The sequence below is a fragment of the Paracoccus sp. KR1-242 genome (assembly GCF_049446195.1).
GTDB lineage: Bacteria > Pseudomonadota > Alphaproteobacteria > Rhodobacterales > Rhodobacteraceae > Paracoccus > Paracoccus broussonetiae.
Genome location: NZ_JBMSED010000004.1, coordinates 269,775 through 293,512 on the forward strand (window position 1 = coordinate 269,775; position 23,738 = coordinate 293,512).

General features: G+C 67.5%; 24 protein-coding genes. 10 read left to right on the forward strand and 14 right to left on the reverse strand.

From position 1 onward, the window contains the following. The first annotated feature begins 26 nt into the window (after positions 1–26). Positions 27–1,007: a GntR family transcriptional regulator gene (locus tag ACO2Q4_RS08485; RefSeq protein ID WP_423318613.1), complete on the forward strand. Its 981-nt coding sequence runs from the start codon at positions 27–29 to the stop codon at positions 1,005–1,007. Here ACO2Q4_RS08485 and ACO2Q4_RS08490 read toward each other — a convergent pair. Together ACO2Q4_RS08490 and ACO2Q4_RS08495 are read right to left on the reverse strand one after the other, a co-directional pair. Beyond that, positions 980–1,726, reverse strand: a complete 747-nt coding sequence (locus ACO2Q4_RS08490) for a response regulator (protein ID WP_395132697.1) — start codon at positions 1,724–1,726, stop codon at positions 980–982. The genes ACO2Q4_RS08485 and ACO2Q4_RS08490 overlap by 28 nt on opposite strands. After that, on the reverse strand, positions 1,723–2,961 hold the full coding sequence (locus tag ACO2Q4_RS08495; protein ID WP_311758500.1) for a GAF domain-containing sensor histidine kinase: 1,239 nt from the start codon (positions 2,959–2,961) through the stop codon (positions 1,723–1,725). Before ACO2Q4_RS08495 ends, ACO2Q4_RS08490 begins: the two co-directional genes overlap by 4 nt. Before the next feature lie 219 nt (positions 2,962–3,180). Here ACO2Q4_RS08495 and ACO2Q4_RS08500 point away from each other — a divergent pair, with 219 nt between their 5' ends. Genes ACO2Q4_RS08500 through ACO2Q4_RS08520 form a run of 5 tightly spaced genes read left to right on the forward strand, consistent with a single transcriptional unit; the run spans position 3,181 to position 8,456 of the window. Beyond that, positions 3,181–4,197 (forward strand): ABC transporter substrate-binding protein, encoded by a 1,017-nt coding sequence (locus ACO2Q4_RS08500; RefSeq protein ID WP_311758499.1) that lies wholly within the window; start codon positions 3,181–3,183, stop codon positions 4,195–4,197. Next, complete coding sequence (locus tag ACO2Q4_RS08505; RefSeq protein ID WP_423318616.1) at positions 4,197–5,657, forward strand: sugar ABC transporter ATP-binding protein; 1,461 nt, start codon at positions 4,197–4,199, stop codon at positions 5,655–5,657. The genes ACO2Q4_RS08500 and ACO2Q4_RS08505 overlap by 1 nt, the downstream gene beginning before the upstream one ends. Continuing rightward, a complete protein-coding gene (locus ACO2Q4_RS08510; protein WP_311758497.1) occupies positions 5,654–6,583 on the forward strand; it encodes an ABC transporter permease in 930 nt (309 codons plus the stop codon). Before ACO2Q4_RS08505 ends, ACO2Q4_RS08510 begins: the two co-directional genes overlap by 4 nt. Continuing rightward, positions 6,580–7,545, forward strand: a complete 966-nt coding sequence (locus ACO2Q4_RS08515) for an ABC transporter permease (RefSeq protein ID WP_423318618.1) — start codon at positions 6,580–6,582, stop codon at positions 7,543–7,545. The genes ACO2Q4_RS08510 and ACO2Q4_RS08515 overlap by 4 nt, the downstream gene beginning before the upstream one ends. Continuing rightward, entirely contained in the window at positions 7,542–8,456 is a 915-nt protein-coding gene (locus ACO2Q4_RS08520) for an SMP-30/gluconolactonase/LRE family protein (RefSeq protein ID WP_423318620.1), read from the forward strand. Before ACO2Q4_RS08515 ends, ACO2Q4_RS08520 begins: the two co-directional genes overlap by 4 nt. A 24-nt stretch (positions 8,457–8,480) precedes the next feature. Here ACO2Q4_RS08520 and ACO2Q4_RS08525 read toward each other — a convergent pair whose 3' ends face one another. From ACO2Q4_RS08525 to ACO2Q4_RS08550, 6 genes are all read right to left on the reverse strand, one after another. Then, a complete protein-coding gene (locus ACO2Q4_RS08525) occupies positions 8,481–9,314 on the reverse strand; it encodes a shikimate 5-dehydrogenase (RefSeq protein WP_423318622.1) in 834 nt (277 codons plus the stop codon). A gap of 165 nt (positions 9,315–9,479) precedes the next feature. Next, positions 9,480–10,034 carry a DUF2076 domain-containing protein gene (locus tag ACO2Q4_RS08530; protein WP_311758493.1) on the reverse strand — a complete coding sequence of 185 codons (555 nt, stop codon included), beginning with the start codon at positions 10,032–10,034 and terminating at the stop codon, positions 9,480–9,482. 31 nt (positions 10,035–10,065) lie between these two features. After that, complete coding sequence (locus ACO2Q4_RS08535) at positions 10,066–10,779, reverse strand: Bax inhibitor-1/YccA family protein (RefSeq protein WP_311758492.1); 714 nt, start codon at positions 10,777–10,779, stop codon at positions 10,066–10,068. A gap of 23 nt (positions 10,780–10,802) precedes the next feature. Then, positions 10,803–11,576 carry an anti-sigma factor family protein gene (locus ACO2Q4_RS08540; RefSeq protein ID WP_311758491.1) on the reverse strand — a complete coding sequence of 258 codons (774 nt, stop codon included), beginning with the start codon at positions 11,574–11,576 and terminating at the stop codon, positions 10,803–10,805. After that, positions 11,560–12,093 (reverse strand): sigma-70 family RNA polymerase sigma factor, encoded by a 534-nt coding sequence (locus ACO2Q4_RS08545; protein ID WP_423318625.1) that lies wholly within the window; start codon positions 12,091–12,093, stop codon positions 11,560–11,562. Before ACO2Q4_RS08545 ends, ACO2Q4_RS08540 begins: the two co-directional genes overlap by 17 nt. A gap of 68 nt (positions 12,094–12,161) precedes the next feature. Then, positions 12,162–12,713, reverse strand: coding sequence for a cytochrome b (locus tag ACO2Q4_RS08550; RefSeq protein WP_311758489.1), 552 nt, complete (start codon positions 12,711–12,713; stop codon positions 12,162–12,164). A gap of 91 nt (positions 12,714–12,804) precedes the next feature. Between ACO2Q4_RS08550 and ACO2Q4_RS08555 the strand changes: the two genes are divergently transcribed. From ACO2Q4_RS08555 to ACO2Q4_RS08570, 4 genes are read left to right on the forward strand one after another with little or no spacing between them, the layout of a single operon-like run. Further along, the gene (locus tag ACO2Q4_RS08555) at positions 12,805–13,563 is read left to right on the forward strand and encodes a CDP-alcohol phosphatidyltransferase family protein (RefSeq protein ID WP_423318627.1); all 759 of its coding nucleotides are present in this window, start codon (positions 12,805–12,807) and stop codon (positions 13,561–13,563) included. Further along, the gene (locus tag ACO2Q4_RS08560) at positions 13,545–15,134 is read left to right on the forward strand and encodes a sulfatase-like hydrolase/transferase (protein ID WP_423318629.1); all 1,590 of its coding nucleotides are present in this window, start codon (positions 13,545–13,547) and stop codon (positions 15,132–15,134) included. The genes ACO2Q4_RS08555 and ACO2Q4_RS08560 overlap by 19 nt, the downstream gene beginning before the upstream one ends. Further along, complete coding sequence (locus ACO2Q4_RS08565; protein WP_423318631.1) at positions 15,131–16,189, forward strand: glycosyltransferase family 4 protein; 1,059 nt, start codon at positions 15,131–15,133, stop codon at positions 16,187–16,189. The genes ACO2Q4_RS08560 and ACO2Q4_RS08565 overlap by 4 nt, the downstream gene beginning before the upstream one ends. Before the next feature lie 28 nt (positions 16,190–16,217). Then, positions 16,218–17,006, forward strand: coding sequence for an SDR family NAD(P)-dependent oxidoreductase (locus tag ACO2Q4_RS08570; RefSeq protein WP_395132680.1), 789 nt, complete (start codon positions 16,218–16,220; stop codon positions 17,004–17,006). A gap of 2 nt (positions 17,007–17,008) precedes the next feature. Here the strand turns inward: ACO2Q4_RS08570 and ACO2Q4_RS08575 are convergent, their stop codons facing one another. The 6 genes from ACO2Q4_RS08575 to ACO2Q4_RS08600 form a co-directional block, all read right to left on the reverse strand. Then, positions 17,009–18,589 (reverse strand): ribulokinase, encoded by a 1,581-nt coding sequence (locus ACO2Q4_RS08575; protein WP_423318634.1) that lies wholly within the window; start codon positions 18,587–18,589, stop codon positions 17,009–17,011. 3 nt (positions 18,590–18,592) lie between these two features. Beyond that, positions 18,593–19,288, reverse strand: coding sequence for an L-ribulose-5-phosphate 4-epimerase AraD (gene araD, locus ACO2Q4_RS08580; RefSeq protein ID WP_311758483.1), 696 nt, complete (start codon positions 19,286–19,288; stop codon positions 18,593–18,595). Between the two features lie 70 nt (positions 19,289–19,358). After that, the gene (locus tag ACO2Q4_RS08585) at positions 19,359–20,297 is read right to left on the reverse strand and encodes an ABC transporter substrate-binding protein (RefSeq protein ID WP_311758482.1); all 939 of its coding nucleotides are present in this window, start codon (positions 20,295–20,297) and stop codon (positions 19,359–19,361) included. Positions 20,298–20,335: 38 nt separating this feature from the next. Beyond that, complete coding sequence (locus ACO2Q4_RS08590) at positions 20,336–21,313, reverse strand: ABC transporter permease subunit (RefSeq protein ID WP_311758481.1); 978 nt, start codon at positions 21,311–21,313, stop codon at positions 20,336–20,338. Continuing rightward, positions 21,310–22,845 (reverse strand): sugar ABC transporter ATP-binding protein, encoded by a 1,536-nt coding sequence (locus ACO2Q4_RS08595; RefSeq protein ID WP_311758480.1) that lies wholly within the window; start codon positions 22,843–22,845, stop codon positions 21,310–21,312. Before ACO2Q4_RS08595 ends, ACO2Q4_RS08590 begins: the two co-directional genes overlap by 4 nt. Then, positions 22,842–23,615 (reverse strand): DeoR/GlpR family DNA-binding transcription regulator, encoded by a 774-nt coding sequence (locus tag ACO2Q4_RS08600; RefSeq protein WP_311758479.1) that lies wholly within the window; start codon positions 23,613–23,615, stop codon positions 22,842–22,844. The genes ACO2Q4_RS08595 and ACO2Q4_RS08600 overlap by 4 nt, the downstream gene beginning before the upstream one ends. Between the last annotated feature and the right edge of the window lie 123 nt (positions 23,616–23,738).

The window sequence follows — 23,738 nt, forward strand, 5'->3', positions numbered from 1 at the left end:
CCCGGACCAAGGCGGAGCCAGCAGATATGACCACAGACCCCAGCCGCCTTGCCCCGCGGCTTTACCAGCAGGCGGCGGCGGCACTTGCGCGTGAGGTCGAACAGGGCCTGCTGCCGCCCGGCGCGATCCTGACGCAGGGCCAGCTTGTCCAGCGTTTCGGGATCAGCCGTTCGCCCGCGCGGCAGGCACTTGAGGAACTGGCCCGGCTGGGCCTGCTGGAGCGTCAAGGGGCTGCACGGTTCAGCGTCGCCGCGAACAGCGTCCAGCCCGTCCCGCGCCCCGCCCCCGCCGATCCCGTCCGCCTGACGCCCCGCGCCGGGTGGGAGATGCTGTATCCCGAGATCGAGATGGAGATCGTCTCGCGCAGTTCGCTGGGCAGCTGGCGCGTGAACGAGGCGATGCTGGCCCGCCATTGTGGCGTCAGCCGGACGGTGGCGCGCGACGTGGTCGGCCGCCTTCAGAACCGCGGCATCATCCGCAAGGACGACAGCGGCCGCTGGTTCGCCCCCGCCCTGGCGGCCCGCCATATCGACGAGCTGTTCGAACTGCGTTGGCTGCTGGAACCGGTTGCGATGGAAAAGGCGCTGCCACATCTGCCGGACGGATTGCTTGACCAGATGCTGGCCGAGCTTGAGGCCGCGATGGCCCCCGACGCCCATCGCGACAGCGCCCTGCTGGACCATCTTGAACAGCGCCTGCATGTCGAGATGCTGGGCCATTGCGGCAATGACGCGCTGATCCGGGCCATCCGCCTGCCGCAATCCCTGCTGATCGCGCATCACATGCTGTATCAGCTGACGCTGGAACTGTTCGGGACCGAACCCTTTCTGACCGAACACCGCGAGGTCGTCCTTCGCCTTCTCTCGGGCGACATCGCGGGTGCAAGGGCCGCGCTGGTCGCGCATCTGCGCATCTCGCGCCGCCGCGCCATGTTGCGGATCGAGGCGGTGCAAGAGATGATCCAGCCCGATCCGCTGCCCTATCTGGAACGGATCGACCCGGCCTGAGATTCAGCCGGCCGGGCCAGCAGCCAGTCCCGCATCTCGCGTTCGGCGATGCGCAGTGCCTCGGCATTCAGGGCGCCGCTGGACAGCGCGCAAGCCACTGCGCGGACCCGCTTGTTGATCGCGGGCGAGCCCTCCCCCGGCAGATCGACCGCCAGCTTGTCGTAAAGCGACAACAGCCGGTTCTGGACCGTGCGCTCGGACATGCCGCGGCGGCGCGCGATCTCGCGGTCCGGCAGGCCCAGCGCCATGTCCAGCAGCACGGTATATTCGCTTTCGCTGAGGGCATGGGCCGGGCGGGACTGGCGCTGCTGCAGGCGATGGATCTCGCGGTCGACCAGCACCTGACCCTCGACCAGCACGGCGCGCATGGCCAGATGTAGTCGCTGCACCGGCGCGGTCTTCAGGACATAGCCATAGGGAGAGCCATGCGGCACGATCCGGCTGAGCCCGCGCAGATAGGCTTCATCGGCATAGTTCGACCAGAACAGGATGCGGGTCTCGGGACGTTCGGACCAGATGGTGCGGGCGGCATCGATGCCGTTACGCTCTTTCATCTGCAGATCCATGACCACCGCGCCGACGCCGCGCCGGGCCATGACCTCGCCCTCGCGCCCATTGTCGGCGGTCAGGATCTGGCTGACCTCGGGCAGCGCCTGACCGACCGCATCGCGCAAAAAGGCGGCGTGCAGGGGATCGTCCTCGACCAGCAGAACCTTCATGGCGCGGTCCCCGGAGTGCCGCCCAGACTGACGCTGACGCTGGTGCCGGTGCGCCCGCTGCGGACCGACAGCTTGGCGCCGATCAGCTGCGCGCGCGTGCGCATGTGGGACATGCCGCCCTTGCGGCGGCCGCGGCGGATTTCCTCGGGCAGCCCGCAGCCGTCATCGGCAATGGTGACGCGCAGCCGGGGCCGCCCCGCGATGCGCACCCCGATGCGCGACGCGCGGGCATGGCGGCCGGCATTGTTGATCGCCTCCTGCACGATGCGGAACAGCGCGATGCGCACGACCGGGTCCAGCATGTCGGGGGCGCCACCACTGTCGTCATGGACCTCGATCCGGGTGCCCTCGCCCGCCGCGCGTTCCAGATGCACGCGCACCGCATGGGCAAAGCCGAACATGTCCAGGATCGAGGGCACCGCCGTATCGATGATGCGCCGCAGATCCGCGACGCAATCGTCCAGCCGGGACAGGATCGCCTCGGCATCGACGCTGCCGGGGCGCGACAGGTCGCGCATCAGGCGGCTCAGGTCGGCAAGAGTCTGGTCGTGCAGGTCCATGCCGATGCGCTGGCGCTCCTGCTCCAGCGCCTCGGTCAGGTTCAGCGCGCCCTGACGCAACCCTTCTTCACGCGCGCGGGCCTCGGCCTCGATGATGGCGGCATGGCGCGAACGCTCGGCCTCGCGCAGCGCGAACATGTAGGGAGAGATCAGATCTGCGACCTGCCGCGCGGCAGCGACGTCCGGAATGCCGTAATCATCCGCGCGGAAGGACGAGATGCTGAGCGCGCCGATGATCTCTCCGCCAACGACCAGTGGCACGTGCACGCGCGCGCGCAGGCCGTGATCGTGGATGGGCGCGGTGAAGGCACCGGGATAGTGGAAACGGGGATCGCGCATCGCATCGCCCGTCAGCATGTGGTCGAACCGCCCCAGAAGCAGGTCACGGATCGGGCTTGACTGCACCGAGGCATTTCCAAGCCGCCCCCATGCCGTGTCGATCCCGGTTTCATAGGCGGCCGACAGCGTGCCGTCATGGCGCAGCAGGCACAGATCAAGGTGGTCATAGGGCAGGAAGCGCGCGATCTCTCGGGCCACCGACTGGATCGCGGACAGGAAATCCAGCCGCCCCGCCAAGGCGCGCGAGATGCGGAACAGGTGCGACCAAAGCGGTTCCGGGACCGCCTCGGGCATGTCGGCCCGGTCCGGCGCGGCAGTGATGCGGCCATGTTCCATCTCGTGCCGCCTCCCCCCAACGGCCCGCGGACGATGGCACAGATTCGCGGGCCATTCCACGGCGATAGGGACGACTTGCGGGTTCCCGCACATGCCACGCGGGCGGACGCAGGCGGACCGCAAATCGCCCCTATGCAGAATGTCCGAACCGCATATCCTGCACCTGGGAGAGAGCGGACCCCGGTCAAGGGGCCGATGACAACTGGGAGGAGAAACGACATGACCCGCAAGGGAATGCTGCTGACTGCCGCCACCGCGCTGGGCCTGGTCCTTGGGACGCAGGCCATGGCCGACACCGCCGAAAAGAAGATCGCGCTTTCCAACAACTATGCCGGCAACAGCTGGCGTCAGGCCATGCTGGAAAGCTGGAAGCGCGTCACCGACAAGGCCGTCGCCGACAAGGTCGTGGCCAGCGCGGATGCCTTTACCACCGCCGAGAATCAGGCGACCGAACAGGCCGCCCAGATCCAGAACATGATCCTGCAGGGCTATGATGCGATCGTCATCAACGCCGCCTCGCCCACCGCGCTGAACGGCGCGATCAAGGAGGCCTGCGATGCCGGGATCACCGTGGTCTCGTTCGACGGCGTCGTGACCGAGCCTTGCGCCTGGCGGGTCAAGGTCGATTTCGTCAAGATGGGTCGGGACGAGGTCGAATACCTTGCCAAGCGCCTGCCCGACGGCGGCAACCTGCTTGAGATCCGCGGCCTTGCCGGCGTCTCGGTCGATGACGAGATCCACCAGGGCATCGAGGAAGGCGTGAAGGCGCATCCGAACTTCAAGATCGTGGGCTCGGTCAACGGCGACTGGGCGCAGGACGTGGCGCAAAAGGCGGTCGCGGGCGTCCTGCCCTCGCTGCCGGAAATCGCCGCGGTGGTGACGCAGGGCGGCGACGGCTATGGCGCGGCGCAGGCCTTTGCCGCGGCGGGTCGCCCGACCCCGATCATCGTCATGGGCAACCGCCAGGACGAGCTGAAATGGTGGGCCGAACAGCGCGACGCGAACGGCTATGAAACCGTCTCGACCTCGATCGCGCCGGGCGTCTCGACCCTGGCCTTCTGGGTCGCGCAGCAGATCCTGGACGGGCAGGACGTGCCCAAGGAACTGACCGTGCCGTTCCTTTCGGTAACGCAAGAGACGCTGGACGAGTCGCTGAAAGGCACCCCCGAAGGTGGCGTCACCAATGTCGACTATTCCCAGGACGACGCCAAGAAGGTGATCGCCGAGGCGAAGTGATGGCCGCACAGATCAAGGACACCGGGGCGCATTCCGTCCCGGTCGTCGTGCTGGAGGGCGCGTCGAAGCGCTTCGGCGCGCTCAAGGCGCTGGACGGCGTCGATCTTTCCATTGCGCCCGGCGAATGCCTTGGCCTCGTTGGCCATAACGGCGCGGGCAAGTCCACGCTGGTCAACCTGATCACCGGGCTGTTCGCGCCCAGCGACGGCCGCGTCGCCTATCCCGGCGCACATGATCCGCGCGGGGCGGGCATCCGCGCCATTTCGCAGGAAGGCATGCTTTGCCCGAACCTGACCGCGCTTGAGAACCTGCAGGTGGTGCAGCGCGATCTGACCGGCGCGGGCTGGCGCAAGCGGGCGGGCGAACGCATCCGCAGCCAGCTTGACCGCATTTTCCCCGGCCACCGCATCCGCCCCGAGACGCCGGTCCTGGACCTGACGCTGGCCGAGCAGCAGATGGTCGAGATCGCGATCGGCTTTGCCGAAGGCGAAGCGCCCGCGCGGCTGGTGGTGCTGGACGAGCCGACCTCGTCGCTGGACGCAGCCATCGCAGCCCAGTTGCTGGCCCATATCCGCCGGTTCTGTGCAAATGGCGGGGCGGTGATCTTCATCTCGCACATGATGGGCGAGATCTTCGAGGTCGCGAGCCGCATCGTCGTGATGAGGGACGGCCGCAGCATCGCGGACCGCCCCGCCGCAGCCTTCACCCGGCAGGGGCTGGTCGACGCGATGGGCCATGTGGCCGAGGACGGGCACCAGCCCAGCCCCGCGGCCCTTGCCCGCACCCTGGGCGACAAGTCCCATCCCATTCTGCGCACCCCCGAGGGAATCGAGGCCCGCAAGGGCGAGATCGTGGGCCTTGCCGGTCTGGCCGGGCATGGACAGGCCGAGGCGCTGGCGCGCTTCTATCTCTCGCAAAGCTCGGACTGGCGCGCCACACCCGCGCCCGCCGCCGTCTTTGTCGCGGGCGATCGCCGGCGGGACGGGCTGATGCCGATCTGGTCGATCCGCCGCAACCTGACCCTTGCCGCGCTGGCGACCCTGACCCGTCGCGGCCTGATCGACCGCGCGGCCGAGGCGCGGGTCGGGGCCGACTGGCAGAAACGCATCGGCATCCGCACGCCCGACATGGGCAACCCGATCCTGTCGCTGTCGGGGGGCAACCAGCAAAAGGCGCTGTTCGCGCGCGCATTGGCGACCACCGCACCGGTCGTCGTCATGGACGACCCGATGCGCGGCGTCGATATCGGCACCAAGACCGAGGTTTACGACATGATCCGCGCCGAGGCCGCAAATGGCCGCACCTTCCTGTGGTATTCCACCGAGATGGACGAGATCCGGAATTGCGACCGTGTCTTCGTCTTCCGCAATGGCGTCATCTCGGCCGAGCTGGAGGGTAACCGCATCACCGAGGAAAACGTCCTGGCCGCCAGCTTCGAACTGGGCGAGGACGTCGCATGATGCGCCTTGTGAACCCAAGGCTCGCGCTGCCCGTCCTGTCGCTTGCCGTGCTGGTCGCCGCCGTCTTCTGGCTGCAGCCCCGCGCCATGAGCTATGTCGGCATCAACCTGCTGTTCAACCTGGCCGTGCCGATCGCGCTGGCGACGGTGGCGCAGATGATCATCATCATGGTCAATGACATCGACCTGTCGATGGGCGCCTTCGTCAGCCTTGTGGCCTGCATCACCGCCTCGGTCCTGCCGGTGAACCCGGCACTGGGCGTGGCGATGCTGGTGGGCTGCGTGCTGGCCTATGCCGCGCTTGGCGCGCTGATCGAGATCCGCCAGCTTCCCGCCATCGTCGTCACGCTGGGCATGTCCTTCGTCTGGGGTGGTGCGGCGGTGCTGATCCTGCCGTCACCGGGCGGCACCTCTCCGGCATGGCTGACGGCGATCATGAAATCGAAACCGCCGCTGGTGCCGATGGCGATCATCGCCAGCGTGCTGATCGCCGCCGTCGCGCATCTTCTGGTCATGCGCTCGGGCTTCGGCGTCCGGCTGCGGGCGCTGGGGGGCAATGCGCGGGCGGTGTCGCGGGCCGGACGCTCGACCATCCGGCTGCGGGCGATGGCATATGGTCTTGCCGGGATCTTCGCGGTGCTGGCGGGCATGGCGCTGGTCGGACTGACGACCTCGGGGGATGCGAATATCGCGCTGCGCTATACCCTGCTGTCCATCGCCGGGGTGATCCTGGGCGGGGGCGAATTCACCGGTGGACGCGTGTCGCCCGTGGGCGCGGTGATCGGGGCGCTGACCCTGACGCTGGCAGGCAGCTTCCTGTCCTTTCTGCGGCTGTCCCCCGACTGGCAGATCGGCGCGCAGGGCGCGATCCTGATCCTTGTGCTGGCCGCGCGGCTGGTCGTCCGGCAGGCGGAGAAACGGGCATGAGCGGACTTGCGAACCTTCACCGCGCGCCCTGGTTCTGGGCCTGGGTCGCGGCCTTCGCCGCCTTCCTGGCCACCTGGTCGATGAGCGCGGGCGGCGGCGGAGGAATGGCGCTGGCCGTCGCCGCGCTGACCTTCGCCAGCTTCTCGGTACTGACGGGGCTGGGGCAGATGCTGGTCATCACGCTGGGGCCTGGCAATACCGACCTGTCGATCCCGGCCACGATGACCCTGGCCGGTACGCTATCGCTGAAGCTGATGGGGGGCATGACGGCGACGCCTGCGCTGGTCGTGCTGGCCGGGCTTTTGTCCACCATCGCCATCGGCGCAGGCGTGGGGATTGCGAATTTCGCGCTGATCCGCCTGCTGCGCATCCCGCCGATCATCGCGACGCTGTCGGCCAGCTTTCTTTACCAGTCGCTGGCGATCTGGTCGAACCGGGGCCTGCGCATCAAGCCGCCGCAGGCGCTGGCCGACTTCACCACGGCCCGCGACCTGCTGGGCGTCCCGAACCTTGCCTGGGTCGCGCTGGCGATCAGCGCGGGCTTCTGGGTTCTGCTGAACCTGTCGCTGTTCGGGCGCCGCGTCTCGGCCATCGGGCAGAACCAGCGGGCGGCGCGGCTGGCGGGTGTGGCGGTCGGCCGGGTCATGGGCGCGACCTATGTGACCTGCGCCATCATGGCCGCGCTGACCGGCTTTCTGCTGGCCTGCTTCTCGGGCGGGGCGGCGCTGAACATGGGGGCAGAATTCCTGCTGATGTCCATCGCCGTGACCGTGATCGGCGGCTCGTCCATTGCGGGCGGAAATTCCAACGTGCCCGGCATCTGGGCGGGCGCACTTTTCATGTATCTGATCGTGTCGATGCTGAACTCCTATGGTCTGGGAGCGGGCGTGCGCCTGCTGTCCACCGGGATCATCATCATCGCCATCGTCGCCGTCGCCAGCGGCAGAAAGGCCAACGCATGAGCCATTATGACCAGCGGGACCCGCGTTTCCGCGCCCTGATCCATCCCAATGCGCAACTGCGCCAGATCGGCAGCGGCTTTGAATGGGCCGAGGGGCCGGCCTGGTTCCCCGCAGCGCAGATGCTGCTGTTCTCGGACATTCCCGCGCATCGCATGATGCGCTGGACGGCCGAGACGGGCTGCACCGTCTTCCGCGAGCATTCCGACTACAGCAACGGCAATACCCGCGACCCGCAGGGACGGCTTGTGACCTGCCATCACGGGTTGCGCGCGGTCACGCGGACCGAACATGACGGCAGCCGCAGCATCGTCGCCGGCAGCCATGCCGGTCGCCGGTTGAATTCGCCCAACGATGTGGTGGCGCATTCGGACGGGAGCATCTGGTTCACCGATCCGACCTATGGAATCCTGTCCGACCTCGAGGGGTATCGCGCCCCGCGCGAGCAGGACGGCTCGTTCGTCTATCGCGTCCCGCCCGAAGGGGGCGAGCCGCGCGCCGTCATCACCGATTTCACCCAGCCGAACGGATTGTGCTTCTCGCCCGACGAAGGCCTGCTTTATGTCGCGGAATCGGGCTCCAGCCATGACCCGGATGTGCCGCCGGTGATCCGGGTCTTTGACATCGCGCCTGACGGCTCGGTCGCAAACGGGCGCGACTTTGCGCGGATCGATCAGGGCCTGCCCGACGGGATCCGCTGCGATGCGCAGGGCAACGTCTGGTCTTCGGCCGCGGACGGGGTCCATGTCTTTGCCCCCGACGGGGTGCTGCTGGGCAAGATCCTGGTCCCCGAGGTTGTGTCGAACATCTGCTTCGGCGGCCCGCGCGGCAACCGGCTGTTCATCACCGCAACGACCAGCCTTTACATGCTGGCGGTGGATGCGGCCGCGGCGGGCTGGCCCCCGGCGCACTGAAGCAACCCACGCCCGCGCCGCCGGTCAGGTCGCGCGGGCAAAAGCCGCCGCCTCGTCGACCAGTTCGGGATCGGGGCGGATCCCGGTGTAAAGGACGAACTGCTCCAGTGCCTGAAGCACCGCCACCTCGGCACCCGAAATGCACGTCTTGCCCAGTGCCCCGGCCGCCCGCATCAGCGGTGTGTCGGACGGCAGGGCCACCACGTCGAAGACGGTTTCGGCCGCAACAATGGCCGCTTCGGGAAAGGCCAGCTGCGCGGCCTCGGGGCCCTTCATGCCAAGGGGCGTCACGTTGACGATCAGGGGGGCGGTCTGCGTCTGCAGCTCGGGGGTCCAGATGAAACCGTAAAGATCGGCCAGCCGCTGTCCGTTCGCCCGATTGCGGGCGATGATGGTGCCCTGCCGGTGGCCCCGGTCGCGCAAAGCCGCCACCACGGCCTTGGCCATCCCGCCCGAACCGCGCAGCAGGAAGGGCGTCTCGGGCGCAATTCCGGCGCGATCCAGCAATTGCGCCACGGCGCTGTAATCGGTGTTGTATCCGGTCAGCCGCCCATCATCGTTGACGATGGTGTTCACGCTGTCGATGGCCGCCGCCGATCCCTCCAACCCGTCGATCAGGGGAATGACCGCCTCCTTGAAGGGCATCGAGACGGCACAGCCCCGGATGCCCAGCGCGCGGATCCCGCCCAGCGCAGCGGGCAGGTCGGTGGTGGTAAAGGCCTTGTAGATGAAATCCAGCCCCAGTCTTTCGTAAAGCCGGTTGTGGAACCGAGAGCCGAACTGGCCGGGCCGCGCGGCCAGCGACATGCAAAGTCGGGTGGCCGGGCCGATGGGTGGTTTCACCGGATGGGTCGTCATGCAGATCCCCGAAAGCGTTGGTTCTGACCATCAAATGACCGGCGGCGGGGAAAGGCAAGTGCGGCCGAAAAACAGCACCCCGCGGCACGATGGCGCGCCGCGGGGTGCCTGACCGGAGCGGTCAGCAACCGGCAGCCGGGGGAGGACGGCCGCCTTCTCCGGGTCTCAGATTTCCTCGTCCCAGCCGCCGGCATCCTCGAAGGCGCCGGGGTCATCCTCTTCCTCTTCGGGCGCGGGTGCGGCCTCGGCCTCGCCCGCGAACATGCCCATCACCGCATTGCCCAGCAGGACGCCGCCGGCGACGCCCATTGCGGTCTGCGCGGCACCGGCGAGAAAGCCCCCGCCCTGCCCCTGCTGGGCAGGCATTCCGCCATAGCCCTGCGGGCGCGCACCCATGCCCGGCGCCATCCGCTGGGACATCTGGGGCGAAGGCGCGGCCGCGCCGCCGCCGAACATGCGCGACAGGAACCCACCCTGACCCGCACCCTGGCGGGACGCCTGGGCCTGATATTCCAGTTCCTCGATACGGGCCTGCGCGGCGTTCAGCGCGTGGTCCTGCATCACGATGGTCTGGGCCATGAAATAGGGCGCGCCGGGCTGGCGGGCGATCTGCCCCGAGATGAAGTGTTCTGCGTCGGTATCGCGGGGCGCCGCCTGGCGCTCGACATGCGCGAGCTTGTCGAACAGGCCCTCGATGGCCTGCCTGTCATTGTGGTCCATGCCTCGGTTTTCCTTCTTGCGGGATGTCTGCTTATTCCTCCCGCTGGCCGGTCAGGCTCAGCAGAAGCTGGAAGATGTTGATGAAGTTCAGGTACAGCGACAGCGCGCCCATCACCGCCAGCTTCTGGCGGGTCTCGTCGTCATGGTGTTCGCCATATTGCAGCTTGATCGACTGGGTGTCCCAGGCGGTCAGGCCGACAAAGACCAGGATGCCGATGATCGAGATCGCGAATTGCAGCGCCGACGAGCCCAGGAAGATGTTGATGATGCTGGCGATGATGACGCCGATCAGGCCCATGATCAGGAAGCTGCCGAACTTGCTGAGGTCGCGGTTCGTCGTATAGCCGTAAAGGCTCATCCCCGCGAACATCGCGGCGGCGCCGAAAAACGCCCGCGCGATCGAGGTGCCGGTATAGACTAGGAAGATCGAGGCCAGCGACAGCCCCATCACCGCGCAGAAGGCCCAGAACAGCGCCTGCGCCGTCGCGCCCGAGATTGCCTCGATCCGGAAGGACAGGAACATCACGAAGCCCAGCGGCGCCAGCATGACCAGCCATTTCAGCGGCGAGCCGAAGATCGGCACATAGATCGCCGGGACCGAGGCAACCAGCATCGCGACGATGCCCGTCAGCACAAGGCCAAGCCCCATGTAGTTATAGATGCGCAGCATATGCGCGCGCAGCCCCTGGTCATAGGCGGCGGCGGGCGAGAAGCCGGCACTGCGGCCCCGGGTCGTCTGGTCCATGGTCAATCTCCGCTGGGTCAGGTTCAGTAAAGGGTTGAGGAAAGCTGCTCGGCGATCCCAAGCAGACTTGCGACGTCGCCGCGATCCGCGATCATGACATGCGCCGTCTCGCCGATCTGGAACCAGGCGACGTTCTCGCGGCCATGCGTCTCGACATGGGGCATGGTGACGGCAAAGCTGCCGGTGCGGACGGCGAAATGCGTCAGCCGCCCCAGATCGCCCGCGTCGAAGACGATCTCGATCCCCGGCCCCTGGGGCGAGGGAAAGACCTGCGCGTCGCGGATCGTCCAGTCGCGGTCGAAGCGCGGCAGAAGTATCCCCGTAGCGGCCCGCAACTCGGCCGGATCAAGCCGCGAGGCTTGCGGTTGCGACCGCATCGGCAGGCGCACAAGACTGGCCTCACGCGCGGACAGCGCGGCCGAGACGACCGGCGGCGGCGCTTGCGAGGCGACGACCTTGCCCACGGAAAGCGGGCCGAAGCCCTCGTTCGCCAGCCAACCGGTCACGACCAGCAGGCCGACGGGCACCAGCCGGATCGCGCGACGGATGCGTTCATCCCGACGCAGCGCCCGCGACAGCTGCGCCGCACCCGCACGATGCGCGCCGGTGGGCGTGCCTGCCGGGGCCAGCGCCAGGCGCAGTTCGCGCCGCAGCCGGATATCCTGCATCACGCGCGCCGCCGCCTCGGGGTGGCGCGCCAGGTGATCCTCGACCCGCAGGCGCTGCCAGTCGTCCAGTTGCTCATCGACATAGGCGTTGAGGTCCAGTTCGGAAATCGCGTCACTTGCCTGCTGCATCGCGTCCTCCCACCAGTTTCAGCCCGCGGGCCGGGGTCTTTCCTTCCTCGAAGGCGCGCAGCTGCGCGCGGGCGCGTCCGACGCGGGACATCAGCGTCCCCAGCGGCACACCCGCCAGCTCGGCGGCCTCGGCATAGGTCATGCCCTCGATCGCGACCAGCGACAGGGCCTCGCGCTGATCGTCGGGCAGGTCCATGAACGCGCCCCGCAATTGCGCCAGACGCATCGCGGCATCCTGCGGCGCGTCCATTGCCTGCGGCGCGATGGCGGCCAAAGTGTCATGCCGCCTGCGTTCGGCCCGGCGGCTGCGCAGCCGGTCCAGAAAGATATTGCGCAGGATGGTGAACAGCCATGCGCGGATATTGCCGCCCATGCGGATCCCGCGGCGGTTCTCATGCCCGCGCAGCAGGGTTTCCTGCACCAGGTCATCGGCTTCGGCATCGTTGCGCGACAAGGCCAGCGCATAGCGGCGCAGGGCGGGCAACTGGTCCAGTATGGGGTCGGGTTCCGTGGTCATCCTGACGCATATACGTAGCCCGGCGCGGTTCTTATCCCTTGGTCGCGAAAAAAATCCGCGAACCTGCGTCAATCCCCGCCAGAGGGGGGCCAGATCCGCGCCCAGATCCCGTCCCGCCGGATCAGCGCGTGATACAGCGTCGCCGCGACATGCAGGCAGATCAGCGCAATCAGCAGAAAGGCCGCCGCCTGATGCAACGCCGACGCGGTATCCCCCAGCTCCTTCGAGCGCGGGATCGGACCGATCAGCCCCAAGGCATCCAGAAGCTCGATCGGAAAGCCCCCGGCCCGGACGCGGATGAAGCCACTGACCGGCATCACCACCAGCAGGACATACATCAGCACATGCGAGGTTTGCGCCACCCGCCGCTGCCAGTCGGGCATCGACAACGGCAAGGGCGGGGCCGGGTTGAACCAGCGATACAGGATGCGCAGCAAGGCAAGGAACAGGACCAGCAGGCCGATATGCTTGTGCAGCAGGAACAGGGCGTCCTGCAGCGGGCGGGCCAACCCGTCCTGCGTCATGATCAGCCCCGCCGCGATCATCGGCAGGACCAGAAGTGCCACGATCCAGTGCAGCAGGCGCGCCGTGCTGCGATAGCGTTCGGGCTGGGTGATCATCGCCTGACCTCCTGTCCCGACAGCGTAAACCTCGGCGCGAACAGATCAAGACGCGGCTTGAAAAAACCATGCGCTGCCATAGGATTTCGACATGGAGCAGCTGGGCCACAGCCTTTCGGCAGGAATCGCCCGACTTGCGCCGGGCGCGCGGTCCGGCCAACCCCAAGGGCATAACCTGCGCGGACTGGCCGGGGCCGGGCTGGGCGGCGTGGCGGTGATCGTGCTGTCCTCGGTCCTGTTGGGCGCAGGATGGATGCTGCTGCCCGCGCTTGTCGGCTATGCGGTTCTGCTGGCCTTCATCCGCCGCTATCTGGCACGGTTCTATCCCCATCCGCGCTTCGGTGCCTGCAATGCCGTGACCCTGTGGCGGGCCGCGCTGGTGCTGTCCCTGCTGGGCGCATTGCTCGCGGGTCAGCTGGCGGGGCTGGTGCTGGCGGCGCTGGCCACGGTCAGCCTGCTGCTCGACGGGGTCGATGGCTGGCTGGCGCGGCGCAGCGGGCTAGTTTCGGAGTTCGGCGCCCGCTTCGACATGGAGGTCGATGCCGCCTTCGGGCTGGTCCTGTCGCTGCACGCGCTGGCAGGCGGCGCCCCCGGCCCCGAGGTCCTGCTGCTTGGCCTGCCCCGCTATGCGTTTCTGCTGGGCGGCCTGCTGTGGCCCTGGATGCGGCCAGAGCTGCCACAGCGGTTCCGCCGCAAGGCGATCTGCGTCACACAGCTTGCCGTCCTGATCCTGCTGCAACTGCCCGCCCTGCCGCGCGAGATGGCGGATCTGGCGGCGTGGATGGCCATCGCGCTGCTGCTTTGGTCCTTCGCTTTGGACATGGTGTGGTTGTGGCGGCACCGGAGCTGAGCGTCGCGCGCCCCGCCACCTCGCTTTGGCGGACCGTCGCGGCGCTGGCGCTGCTGTGGGGCACGCTTCTGGTCTGCGGGCTGGGCGCGGGGACCGGTCCCGCCGCGTTCCTGCCGGTGCCGGTCGAACTGCCGGCGCTGATCCTGCTTCTGTCCCTGCCGCCCCGCGCCGCCCGACTGCTGCGGCCGCTCCTGGTCCTGCTGATGATGGCGGCGCTGGTTCTGGCCGGCGCCGATCTGGTGATGCGGAACCTGCTGGATCGTGGCTTCAACCCGGCCAGCGACCTGCCCCTGATCCGCAACCTGCTGGACCTGCTGGCGGAAAGCTTCGGCAGGCTGCCGGTGGCCGCAGTGCTTGTCGCGGCGGTGCTGCTGCTCCCTGCACTGGCGGCCGCGCTGTGGCGCGCGACGGGGACCATCTCGGGTCTTGCCCCGACCCTTCGGGCGCGGCTGGGCCTGATGACGGTGCTGATCCTTTCGGCGACGACCGGCGGCGCGGGGGCCTCGGGCTTCCTGTTGGACAAGGGGGTCGAGACGGCGCGCACCTTTGCCGAGTTGCGCCTGTTCCGCCAAGCCGCGCGGCTGGACCCGTGGCGGGCGACACCCCCCGATCTTGCGCGGCTGGATCGGGATGTCGTGATCGTCTTCGTCGAAAGCTATGGTCGGACCAGCTTCGACACCGACTTTTACGCGGCGGCGCATCTGCCGATCCTGCGCGCGGCGCAATCCCGGCTTCAGGCGGAGGGGCTGGCGATGCGCTCGGGCTTCGTGACCTCTCCGACGCATGGCGGGCAAAGCTGGCTGGCCCATGCGACGCTGGCGAATGGCCTGCGCATCGACGACCAGACCCGCTATCGCGCGGCGCTGGCCAGCGGTCGGCAAAGCCTGTTCCACCTTGCACGCCGGGCGGGGTTCCGCACCGCCACGGTCGCGCCCGGCATCACCCGCCCCTGGCCCGAGGCGGCCGGGATGGGCTTCGACCGCGTCCTGACCGCGCCCGATCTTGGCTATGCGGGCAAGCCCTTCAACTGGGTGACGATGCCAGACCAGTTCACGCTGGCCGCATTTGACCGCCTGACGGCCGGGACAGCCGACGATCCCCGCCCGCTTTTCGCGCAGGTGGTGCTGATTTCCTCGCACGCGCCCTGGGTTCCGGTACCGCAGATGATCGGCTGGGACCAGCTTGGCGATGGACATGCCTTTGACCGGATGGCGACACAGGGCGATCCGCCCGAGGTGGTCTGGCGTGATCCTTCGCGGGTCGCCGCGCAATACCGCGACGCGATCTCGTATTCGCTGGCGACGGTGCTGGATTACGCGCGGCTTCATGCCGCGAACCCGCCCCTGCTGATCGTCCTGGGCGACCATCAGGCCGCGACCGCGATCGGACAGGATGCGCGGCGCGAGGTTCCGGTCCATGTCATCGGCCCCACCCAACTGGTTGACCGCGTCGCGGATTGGGGCCTGTCGCCCGGCCTTGTCCCGCCCCCCGCCAGCCCCGCCATCCCGATGGAGGATCTGCGCGACCTGTTCCTGCGCAGCTTCTCGGCCAATCAGGACCGGCCATCATGACGGTCCGGCGCGTGGTGACGCTTGCCGTGCCCGGCGACATCAGGACGCGGACCGGCGGCTATTTCTATGACCGCAGCCTGATCGCGGGACTTGGCAAGTTGGGCTGGCAGGTCAAGGTGCTGGAACTGCCCGCAAGCTTTCCCGACCCAGATCCGGCCGGGATGCAAGACGCACTGGCCGCCCTGCAAGCGGTTCCCGGTGAAGGAGTGCTGATCGTAGACGGGCTGGCCCTTGGCGCGCTGGACCCTGTGGGGCTGCGGCAGGTCGCGGCGCCCGTGGTCGCGCTGGTCCATCATCCGCTGGCGATGGAAAGCGGGCTGGATCCCGTCCGTCGCGATCACCTGCATCGGACCGAGCGTCAGAACCTCCGCCATGCCCGCCATGTCCTTGTCCCCAGCCCCCATGTCCGCGACCTGCTGGTCTCGGGCTATGCCGTCGCGCCGGATCAGATCACCGTCGCGCGTCCCGGCACCGACCGCCCCCGGCCCGGCGCGCGACAGGCGGTGACGCCGCCGCTGGTGCTGTCGGTCGGCATTTTGCATCCGCGCAAGGGTCATGACGTCCTGATCCGTGCATTGGCCGCCATCGCCGATCTTGACTGGCAGGCGGTGATCGTCGGGGCCGCGCGCGATCCCGCTCACACCGAGGCGCTGCGTCAGTTGATCGTCGAATGCGGGCTGACGGATCGGCTGAGCCTTGCAGGCGAAGTGTCCGAGGACCGGCTGGACGCGCTTTACCGCCGCGCCTCGGTCTTTGCACTGGCGACGCGCTATGAAGGATACGGCATCGTCTTTGACGAGGCATTGTCCAACGGCCTGCCCATTATTGCCTGCGACAGCGGCGCGGTGCGGGACACGGTGCCGCCGGAGGCCGGGCTGCTGGTCCCGCCCGAAGATTGCGCGGCATTTGCGGACGCGCTTCGAACCGTGCTGGACGACCCGGCGCGGATGCAGGCCATGGCCTTTGCCGCCGCCAGCGCCGGTCGGGCCCTGCCCGGCTGGGACGGGACCGCGCGCATTGCGGGGGCGGTCCTGGATGCCATCGGCAACACTTGAAACCACGACGGATCGGAAGGAAAAGCGGATGCCCGAGGACGAATTCAGCGGCAAGGTCGCATTGGTGACCGGAAGCACCGGTATCGGTCGAGCCGCGGCGATCCGGCTTGCGCGCGGCGGGGCCGAGGTCGTGGCCTGCGGCATCGACATCCATGCCAATCAGGAACTTTCCGCACTGGGCGTGGCGCAGTGCCTGTCACTGGAAGCGCGGCGGGCGGACGTCTCAGAGCAGGACGAAATCCAGGACCTGATGGCCGACATCGTGGATCGCCACGGCGGGCTGGACATCATCGTGAACGCCGCCGCGGTCCATCCCTATGGCACGGTAACGACCACAGGACCCGAGGATTGGGCGCGCTGCATGGCGGTGAATGTCGGCGGCATCTACATGACTGGCCGCTTCGGCATCCCGCTGATGGAAAGCCGGGGCGGCGGCGCAATCGTGAACCTGTCCTCGGTGCAGGGGCATGGCTGCCAGCAGGGGGTCGCGGCCTATGTCGCAAGCAAGGGCGCGATCCATGCCCTGACCCGTGCCATGGCCATCGACCATGCGGCGGCGGGTATCCGGGTCAATTCGGTCTCGCCCGGCTCGGTCCGCACGCCGATCCTGTCGCTGGCCGCCCATAAACTGGGCGGGGACCTGTCCGAAGATGAGGTCTTCGCCCGCTTCGGCGCGGCCCATCCCCTTGGCCGGATCGGCGAACCCGAGGAAGTGGCCGAACTGATCGCTTTTCTCTGCTCCGACCGGGCCAGCTTCATCACCGGCGCCGATCACCTGATTGATGGCGGGCTGAATGCCGGACTTGCGGTCAGATAGGGTCAGCGGCTGGCCGCGCCCTCAAGCCGGAAGGCGCGCAGGCGCGGCAAGACGCTGGCAAGATCGACCGCCCTTCCCTCGCCAAAGCCGAAATAGACCTCGCGGAACAGGTCGAACAGCCGGTCATATCCCGCGCGCGTGCCTTCGCGCGGCGTGAACACGCGCGACGGTGGGCACAAGACCTGCTGCGCGGCTTCGAACGTGTCGAAGGCGCCGGCAGCCACGGCGGCGAAAATGCACGAACCGGTTCCGACCGGAGAGCTGGCGGGGACGTGAACCTCGCGTTCCAGCACATCGGCATAGATCTGGTTCAGCACGTCGTTCTTTTGCGGGATGCCGCCCGCGTTGACGATGCGGGCCTTATCCATGCCGCCGCTTTCGATCCGCTCGGTGATGATGCGGACATGCATGGCCATGCCCTCGATCGCGGCGTGCATTTCGTCCGCGGCGGTGTGGTTCAGGTCCCAGCCCAGCGTCACCGCGCCAAGGTCCGAACGCACCAGAACCGTGCGGTCGCCATTGTCCCAGTTCAGCCGCATGAGCCCGCTGCCGCCCGGAGGCAAGCGGTCCAGCCCCTCGCACAGCGTCGCGACATCGCTGTCCGCGCGGCGCGCGATGGCCTCGAACACGTCGCCGGTCGCGGATTGCCCGGCCTCGATCCCGGTCCAGCCCGGCAGCACGCTGCCCGGCACCACGCCGCACAGGCCCGGAACCGGCGGGAAACCCTGCGGCCCCATCGCGATGATGCAGGTCGAGGTGCCGACCACGTTGACGATGTCGCCCGGCCGCGCTCCCGCGCCGATCGCGTCCCAATGCGCGTCGAAGGCACCGACCGGGATCGGGATGCCGGGGCGAAGGCCCAGCTTCTCTGCCCATTCCGGCGACAGGTGGCCGGCAGTCGCGTCCGAGGTCACGAAGCGCCCCGCAAGGCGGTCGTTGATGCCATCGAACAGCGGATCGACGCGGCTGAGGAAGTCCTGCGGCGGCAGCCCGCCCCAGGGCGCGCCATACATCCACTTGTGCCCGGCGGCGCAGATGCTGCGCGGCAGCTCGGCCAGATCGCGGATCCCGCACAGCGTCGCCGCAACCATGTCGCAATGTTCCAGCGCGGTGGCGAAGCGGTTCCGCAGACCCGGATTGTGGCGCAGGAAATGCAGAACCTTGGCATAGCCCCATTCGTGGGAATAGGTGCCGCCGCACCAGTCCAGCGCGGCCAGCCCCTCGGCCCGGCCAAGGGCGGTGATCTGCGCCGCCTCGTGATGCGCGCGGTGGTCGCACCACAGATAGTAATCGGCCAGCGGTTGCAGGTCTTCGTCGACCATCACCACGCTTGAGCCGGTGGTGTCGCAGGCCAGCGCCGCGACCCGGTCGCCGTCGATCCCGGCCTTTGCCACCGCCTCGCGCATGGCGGCAGCCAGCGCGGTCATGTGGTCGGCATGGGCCTGCGCGCCCAGCAGCGGATCAGCCGCACTGCGCTTCAGCGCATAGCCCGAGGTCGCGCCCGCAAGCGTCGCCCCGGTTTCGGTTTCCATCAGGGTCACGCGCACGCTGAGCGTGCCGAAATCGACGCCGGCAACGATCATGGCCTAGTTCCCTTGCCCATAAGTCGCCTGCGCGCCGTGCTTGCGCAGGTAGTGACGATCCAGCAGCGCCTGCGAGATCGGCTGCGGATCGGGATTGAGCGCCATGACATGCCACGCCATCCGCGCGACCTCCTCGAGGATCAGGGCGTTGTGGACAGCCTCGTCCGGGGTCCGGCCCCAGACGAATGGGCCGTGGCCCGCGACCAGTACGGCGGGAATGCTGAGGGGGTCGATGCCCGCGAAGGTCTCGACGATGACCTGTCCGGTGTTCAGGACGTAATCCTGCGCGATCTCGTCCGGGGTCAGGTCGCGCGTCACCGGAATCGTGCCATAGAAATAATCGGCATGGGTCGTGCCCAGCGCCGGGATCGGGCGGCGAGCCTGCGCCATGATCGTGGCGTAGGTCGAATGCGTGTGGATGACCGCGCCGATCCCGGTGAACGCGCGGTACAGCACCGCATGGGTCGACAGGTCGGACGAAGGCTTCAGCCGGTTGTCCAGCGCGCGCCCGTCCAGATCGCAAGGCACCATGTCCGCCGCCGTCAGGCTGTCATAGGGCACGCCACTGGGCTTGATCAGGATGCGGCCCGCCGCGCGGTCGATGCCGCTGGCATTGCCGAAGGTCGAAAGCACCAGTCCGTGCCGCACGGTATCAAGATTGGCCTGTAGCACGGCGCCGCGAAGAAGTTCGTCGTTCATGGAAAGTGCCTTCAAAGTCGTTCCGGGATGGCGCGCGCAGGGGTTCGCCCCCGCGCGCGCCCTGCCCCCGTCAGCGGGGAGCGGTCCAGCCCTTGTAGCTGTCGATATTGTCCTTGGTGATCAGTTCGGGCTCAAGCAGCACGGTGTCCTGTTCGGGCTTTTCGCCCTGAAGCACCTTGTAGCCCAGATCAAGCGCCTGCCCGGCCATCGTATAGGGATCCTGCGAGGCCGAGGCCTTGATCAGCCCATCGCCCGATTTCAGCTCGCCCTCGATATCGGGGGCGCCATCGACGGCGGTGATGATGAACTCGCTGCGGTTCGCCTGTTTTGCGGCCAGCGCAAAGCCGATCGCGGTCGGATCGTTGATCGCGAAGACGCCGTCGATCTTGTCGAAGCGGGTCAGCAGGGTCTGGCCGACATTCATCCCGCCATCGCGCGAACCCTGTGCGTTCTGGTCGTCGGACAGGATCTTGATGTCGGGATGCTTGGCGAATTCGTCCTTGCAGCCCTTGACCCGGTCAAGGATCGAGGACGAGGCCGGGCCGTTCACGATGACCACGTTGCCCTTGCCGCCCAGATGCTCGGAGATGAAGGCACAGGCCTTTTCACCCGCCTGCACGTTGTTCGTCATCACGGTCACGTCCGAACCCGGTGCCGACACGTCGAAGGCCGCGACGACGACGCCCGCATCCCGCGCGCGCTTGACCGCGGGCGCGATGGCGGCGGCGTCCACCGCGTTCAGCATGATGATGTCGACGCCCGCCGCAACGAAGCTGTCGATCTGACCGACCTGCTTGTTCAGGTCATAGTCGGCCGAAACCGAAGTGACCTTGACGTTGGGGTTGATCTTCTTGGCCGCGTCCTCGATCCCCTTGATCGTCGCGACGAAGAAGGGGTTGCCGAGCAGGCCGACCGAGATGCCGATGCTGTTCAGATCCTTGGCGGAGACAGGCACCGCCGAGACTGCCGCCAGCGCAAGCGCCGAGGCCAGAGTTTTCGCAAAACGCATGAGGTTCCTCCCGTTATATGCGTAGTGAGAACAGTTGTTCAGGTGCGCGCGCCGGTCTGGCGATAGCGGTCCAGAGCCACGGCCGCGATGATGACCAGGCCCTTGACGATATATTGCCAGATGTCCGACACGCCGATCAGGATCAGGCCGTTCGACAGCACCGCGATGATCAGCGCACCGATCAGGGTGCCCCAGATCGAGCCCACGCCGCCGACGAAGCTGGTGCCGCCCAGGATGACGGCCGCGATCGCGTCAAGCTCATATGCCTGGCCCAGTTGCAGCCCGTTCGCCGCGTAAAGCCGCGCCGCCGCCATGGCCCCGCCCAGTCCCGCGAACAGGCCCGAGACGCCATAGACGAACAGCAGCACCAGCGGCACCTTGATGCCGGTCAGGCGCGCCGCCTCGGGGTTGCCGCCGGTGGCATAGATCCAGGTGCCCAGCACCGTCCGCTTCAGGATGAACCAGGACAGCAGGACGATGGCGACTGCGATGATCGCGAGCCAGGGGATGCCGAACAGCGTGCCGTTGCCGATCACGTCAAAGGGCAGGTCGGCGTTGAAGACAGTGGTGTCGTTGCCCAGAAGCCGCGCGATGCCTCGGACCGCCGTCAACGATCCCAGCGTCACGATGAAGGGTGGCAGCCTCAGCGCCGAAATCAGGATGCCGTTCGCCAACCCGCAGGCAAGCCCGACCCCCATCGCCGCCGGGACGCCCAGCCAGCCGATTTCGGGGATCAGCGAGACGATGACCGCGACCATAGCGGACGTCGCCAGGATCGAGCCGACCGACAGGTCGATGCCGCCCGTCAGGATCACGAAGGTCATGCCCGAGGCCAGGACGATGTTGATCGAGGCCTGCTGCATCACGTTCGAGATGTTGCCCACGCTCATGAAGCGGCCGCTCATCATCTGGAAGACGATCGCCAGCACGATCAGCACCGGCAACATGCCCACCACGCTCATTACCGTGCGCAGGCGTTGGCTGGCGGCGGGGGCGTTGGTCTTGTTCTCTGTCATTGCGTTGCTCCTTCCGTCGCAGTGGCGGGCTCCGAAACCGTCCCGGTCGAAAGTTCCATGATGGCCTCCTGGCTGATCGCGTGACCGGGCGCCGAGGGCACCTGCCCCGCGATATGCCCTTCGCGCATCACCAGCACGCGGTCGGCGACGCCGATGATCTCGGGCAGTTCGCTGGAGATCATGACGACACCCACGCCCCGGCGGGCCAGCCCGTCGATCAGCTTGTAGATTTCGGACTTGGCCCCGACATCGACGCCGCGCGTCGGTTCGTCTAGGATCACGACCTTGGGCCCGGTTTCCAGCAACCGTGCGATCAGCACCTTTTGCTGGTTGCCGCCCGACAGGCCACCCACCGCCATGCGCGAGTTGGGGGCCTTGACCGCCAGCGACTTGATGGCGTCATTGGCGCGGCGCGCGGCGGTGCGGAAATCCAGCCGCCCGCCGGATTTCGCATCCTTCTCGATCACGCCGATATTGACGTTCTCAAGGATCGACATGTCCAGGAACAGGCCCAGCTTCTTGCGGTCCTCGGTCAGATAGGCCAGCCCCGATGCCAGCGCCGCGCGCGGGCTTGAGGTATCGACCTGCTTTCCGTCGATGGCGACGGTGCCGCTGGTGCGCGGGTCCGCGCCATAGATCAGCCGCGCCAGTTCCGTCCGCCCGGACCCGACCAGCCCCGCGATGCCCAGCACCTCGCCACGATACAGATCGAACGAACAACCCTTGACCAGCCCGCCATCGGACATGTCCCGCACCGACAGAACCGGCGTGCCGGTATGGTCGGGCGAGGCGACATGTTCCTTTTTGTAGAAGCTGTCGAGGTCGCGGCCGACCATCATCGAGACCAGTTTCTGCGCCGAAAGCTCGGCCCGGTCAAGCGTGCCGATATAAACCCCATCGCGCAGCACCGAACAGCGGTCGGCCAGCGCATAGACCTCTTCCATGCGGTGGCTGATATAGATGATGGCGATCCCATGCGCCTTCAGCCGGGCGATGACTTCGAACAGACGCTCGGTCTCGCGCGCGGAAAGCGATGTGGTGGGCTCGTCCATGACGATCAGGCGTGCGTCGGTGGTCAGGGCGCGCGCAATCTCGACCATCTGGCGTTCGCCCAGCGACAGGTCACCCACCCGCGTGCGCGCATCGAAGCTGACGCCCAGCCGCTTCAGGATCGGTTCGGAACGGGCCAGTGTCTCGGCCCGGTTCAGGACGCCGCGGGACGCGATCTCGCGTCCCAGGAACATGTTCTCGGCCACGGTCAGGTTCGGGGCCAGCGACAGTTCCTGATAGATCACCGCGACGCTGCCCGCCGCCTCGTGCTGGGGCTTGCCCTCGATGATGACGGTGCCGCCGGGATCGGCGACATAAGCCCCCGACAGGATCTTCATCAGCGTCGACTTGCCTGCGCCATTCTCGCCCATCAGGGCATGAAGCTCTCCGGGCAGGACGGTCAGGCTGACATCCCGAAGCGCGCGGACGGCGCCGAAGGTCTTCGAGATGTTGCGCATCTCAAGGATGTGGGACTGGGTCATTGCTCCCTCTCGACCTGGGCGATGATGACTTCGACGCCCGCGCGTTCCAGCATCCGGGCATGGGCGTCGGACAGGCCGTCATCGGTGACCACCCGCGCGATGCGGGCAAAGGGCAACGAGACGGTCGGCGGACGGATCGAGAACTTTCGGCTGTCGGCCAGCAGGATCACCTCGGCCGCAGTCCGGCTCATCTCCTCTGCCAGACGGACCAGCAGGGGGTGCTGTTCAAGGATGCCATGTTCGCTGATGCCCAGCGCCCCGACGAAGAACTGCGAGGCGTAGAAGCGCTGCTCGCGCGCCGCGACGTCATAGACGATGCCCGGTTCGCGATGCAGATCGCCCCCGCCCAGAGTCAGCTGGCAGGTGCCGTATTCGCCCAGATAGGCCGCCAGCGGCAGCGAATTGGTAAAGACGCGCAGATTGCGGTTGGCGATGCGGCAACCGAAGTGAAAGCAGGTCGAGCCGCCGTGAATGATGATCGCGCTGCCGTCCTGAACCAGCCGCTCGGCCTCCCGCGCGATGGCGCGCTTGGCGGCGACGGCGATGTCGCGATTCTCGACAAAGGGCAGCGATGCGGTGCGCACGCCCCGTTCGATCGCCGCGACCCCGCCATAGACCTTGCGGGCGCGGCCGGCCTCGTTCAGTTTTTCGATGTCGCGCCGGATCGTGGCGCCGGAGCAGCCGATCAGGTGCTGAAGATCACGCACGGATGCGAAAGGTTGCTCATCCAGCAAGGTGACAATCCGGTCCTGGCGCTCGAAATCGCTCAACGCGCCCTCCCGTCTGCGGATGCGATGATCAATGTTTAGCGCGACGTGGCAAAATTGTAAACACTTCTTCACCGGATGATCATACTGCATCGCAGCATGATAACTTTCGCAGGCGGCTCCGGG

Excerpts from the sequence above, each read along its gene's own strand:
- ACO2Q4_RS08485 (WP_423318613.1), top strand. The coding sequence starts at position 27 with ATGACCACAGACCCCAGCCGCCTTGCCCCGCGGCTTTACCAGCAGGCG.
- ACO2Q4_RS08490 (WP_395132697.1), bottom strand. The coding sequence starts at position 1,726 with ATGAAGGTTCTGCTGGTCGAGGACGATCCCCTGCACGCCGCCTTTTTG.
- ACO2Q4_RS08495 (WP_311758500.1), bottom strand. The coding sequence starts at position 2,961 with ATGGAACATGGCCGCATCACTGCCGCGCCGGACCGGGCCGACATGCCC.
- ACO2Q4_RS08500 (WP_311758499.1), top strand. The coding sequence starts at position 3,181 with ATGACCCGCAAGGGAATGCTGCTGACTGCCGCCACCGCGCTGGGCCTG.
- ACO2Q4_RS08505 (WP_423318616.1), top strand. The coding sequence starts at position 4,197 with ATGGCCGCACAGATCAAGGACACCGGGGCGCATTCCGTCCCGGTCGTC.
- ACO2Q4_RS08510 (WP_311758497.1), top strand. The coding sequence starts at position 5,654 with ATGATGCGCCTTGTGAACCCAAGGCTCGCGCTGCCCGTCCTGTCGCTT.
- ACO2Q4_RS08515 (WP_423318618.1), top strand. The coding sequence starts at position 6,580 with ATGAGCGGACTTGCGAACCTTCACCGCGCGCCCTGGTTCTGGGCCTGG.
- ACO2Q4_RS08520 (WP_423318620.1), top strand. The coding sequence starts at position 7,542 with ATGAGCCATTATGACCAGCGGGACCCGCGTTTCCGCGCCCTGATCCAT.
- ACO2Q4_RS08525 (WP_423318622.1), bottom strand. The coding sequence starts at position 9,314 with ATGACGACCCATCCGGTGAAACCACCCATCGGCCCGGCCACCCGACTT.
- ACO2Q4_RS08530 (WP_311758493.1), bottom strand. The coding sequence starts at position 10,034 with ATGGACCACAATGACAGGCAGGCCATCGAGGGCCTGTTCGACAAGCTC.
- ACO2Q4_RS08535 (WP_311758492.1), bottom strand. The coding sequence starts at position 10,779 with ATGGACCAGACGACCCGGGGCCGCAGTGCCGGCTTCTCGCCCGCCGCC.
- ACO2Q4_RS08540 (WP_311758491.1), bottom strand. The coding sequence starts at position 11,576 with ATGCAGCAGGCAAGTGACGCGATTTCCGAACTGGACCTCAACGCCTAT.
- ACO2Q4_RS08545 (WP_423318625.1), bottom strand. The coding sequence starts at position 12,093 with ATGACCACGGAACCCGACCCCATACTGGACCAGTTGCCCGCCCTGCGC.
- ACO2Q4_RS08550 (WP_311758489.1), bottom strand. The coding sequence starts at position 12,713 with ATGATCACCCAGCCCGAACGCTATCGCAGCACGGCGCGCCTGCTGCAC.
- ACO2Q4_RS08555 (WP_423318627.1), top strand. The coding sequence starts at position 12,805 with ATGGAGCAGCTGGGCCACAGCCTTTCGGCAGGAATCGCCCGACTTGCG.
- ACO2Q4_RS08565 (WP_423318631.1), top strand. The coding sequence starts at position 15,131 with ATGACGGTCCGGCGCGTGGTGACGCTTGCCGTGCCCGGCGACATCAGG.
- ACO2Q4_RS08570 (WP_395132680.1), top strand. The coding sequence starts at position 16,218 with ATGCCCGAGGACGAATTCAGCGGCAAGGTCGCATTGGTGACCGGAAGC.
- ACO2Q4_RS08575 (WP_423318634.1), bottom strand. The coding sequence starts at position 18,589 with ATGATCGTTGCCGGCGTCGATTTCGGCACGCTCAGCGTGCGCGTGACC.
- araD (WP_311758483.1), bottom strand. The coding sequence starts at position 19,288 with ATGAACGACGAACTTCTTCGCGGCGCCGTGCTACAGGCCAATCTTGAT.
- ACO2Q4_RS08585 (WP_311758482.1), bottom strand. The coding sequence starts at position 20,297 with ATGCGTTTTGCGAAAACTCTGGCCTCGGCGCTTGCGCTGGCGGCAGTC.
- ACO2Q4_RS08590 (WP_311758481.1), bottom strand. The coding sequence starts at position 21,313 with ATGACAGAGAACAAGACCAACGCCCCCGCCGCCAGCCAACGCCTGCGC.
- ACO2Q4_RS08595 (WP_311758480.1), bottom strand. The coding sequence starts at position 22,845 with ATGACCCAGTCCCACATCCTTGAGATGCGCAACATCTCGAAGACCTTC.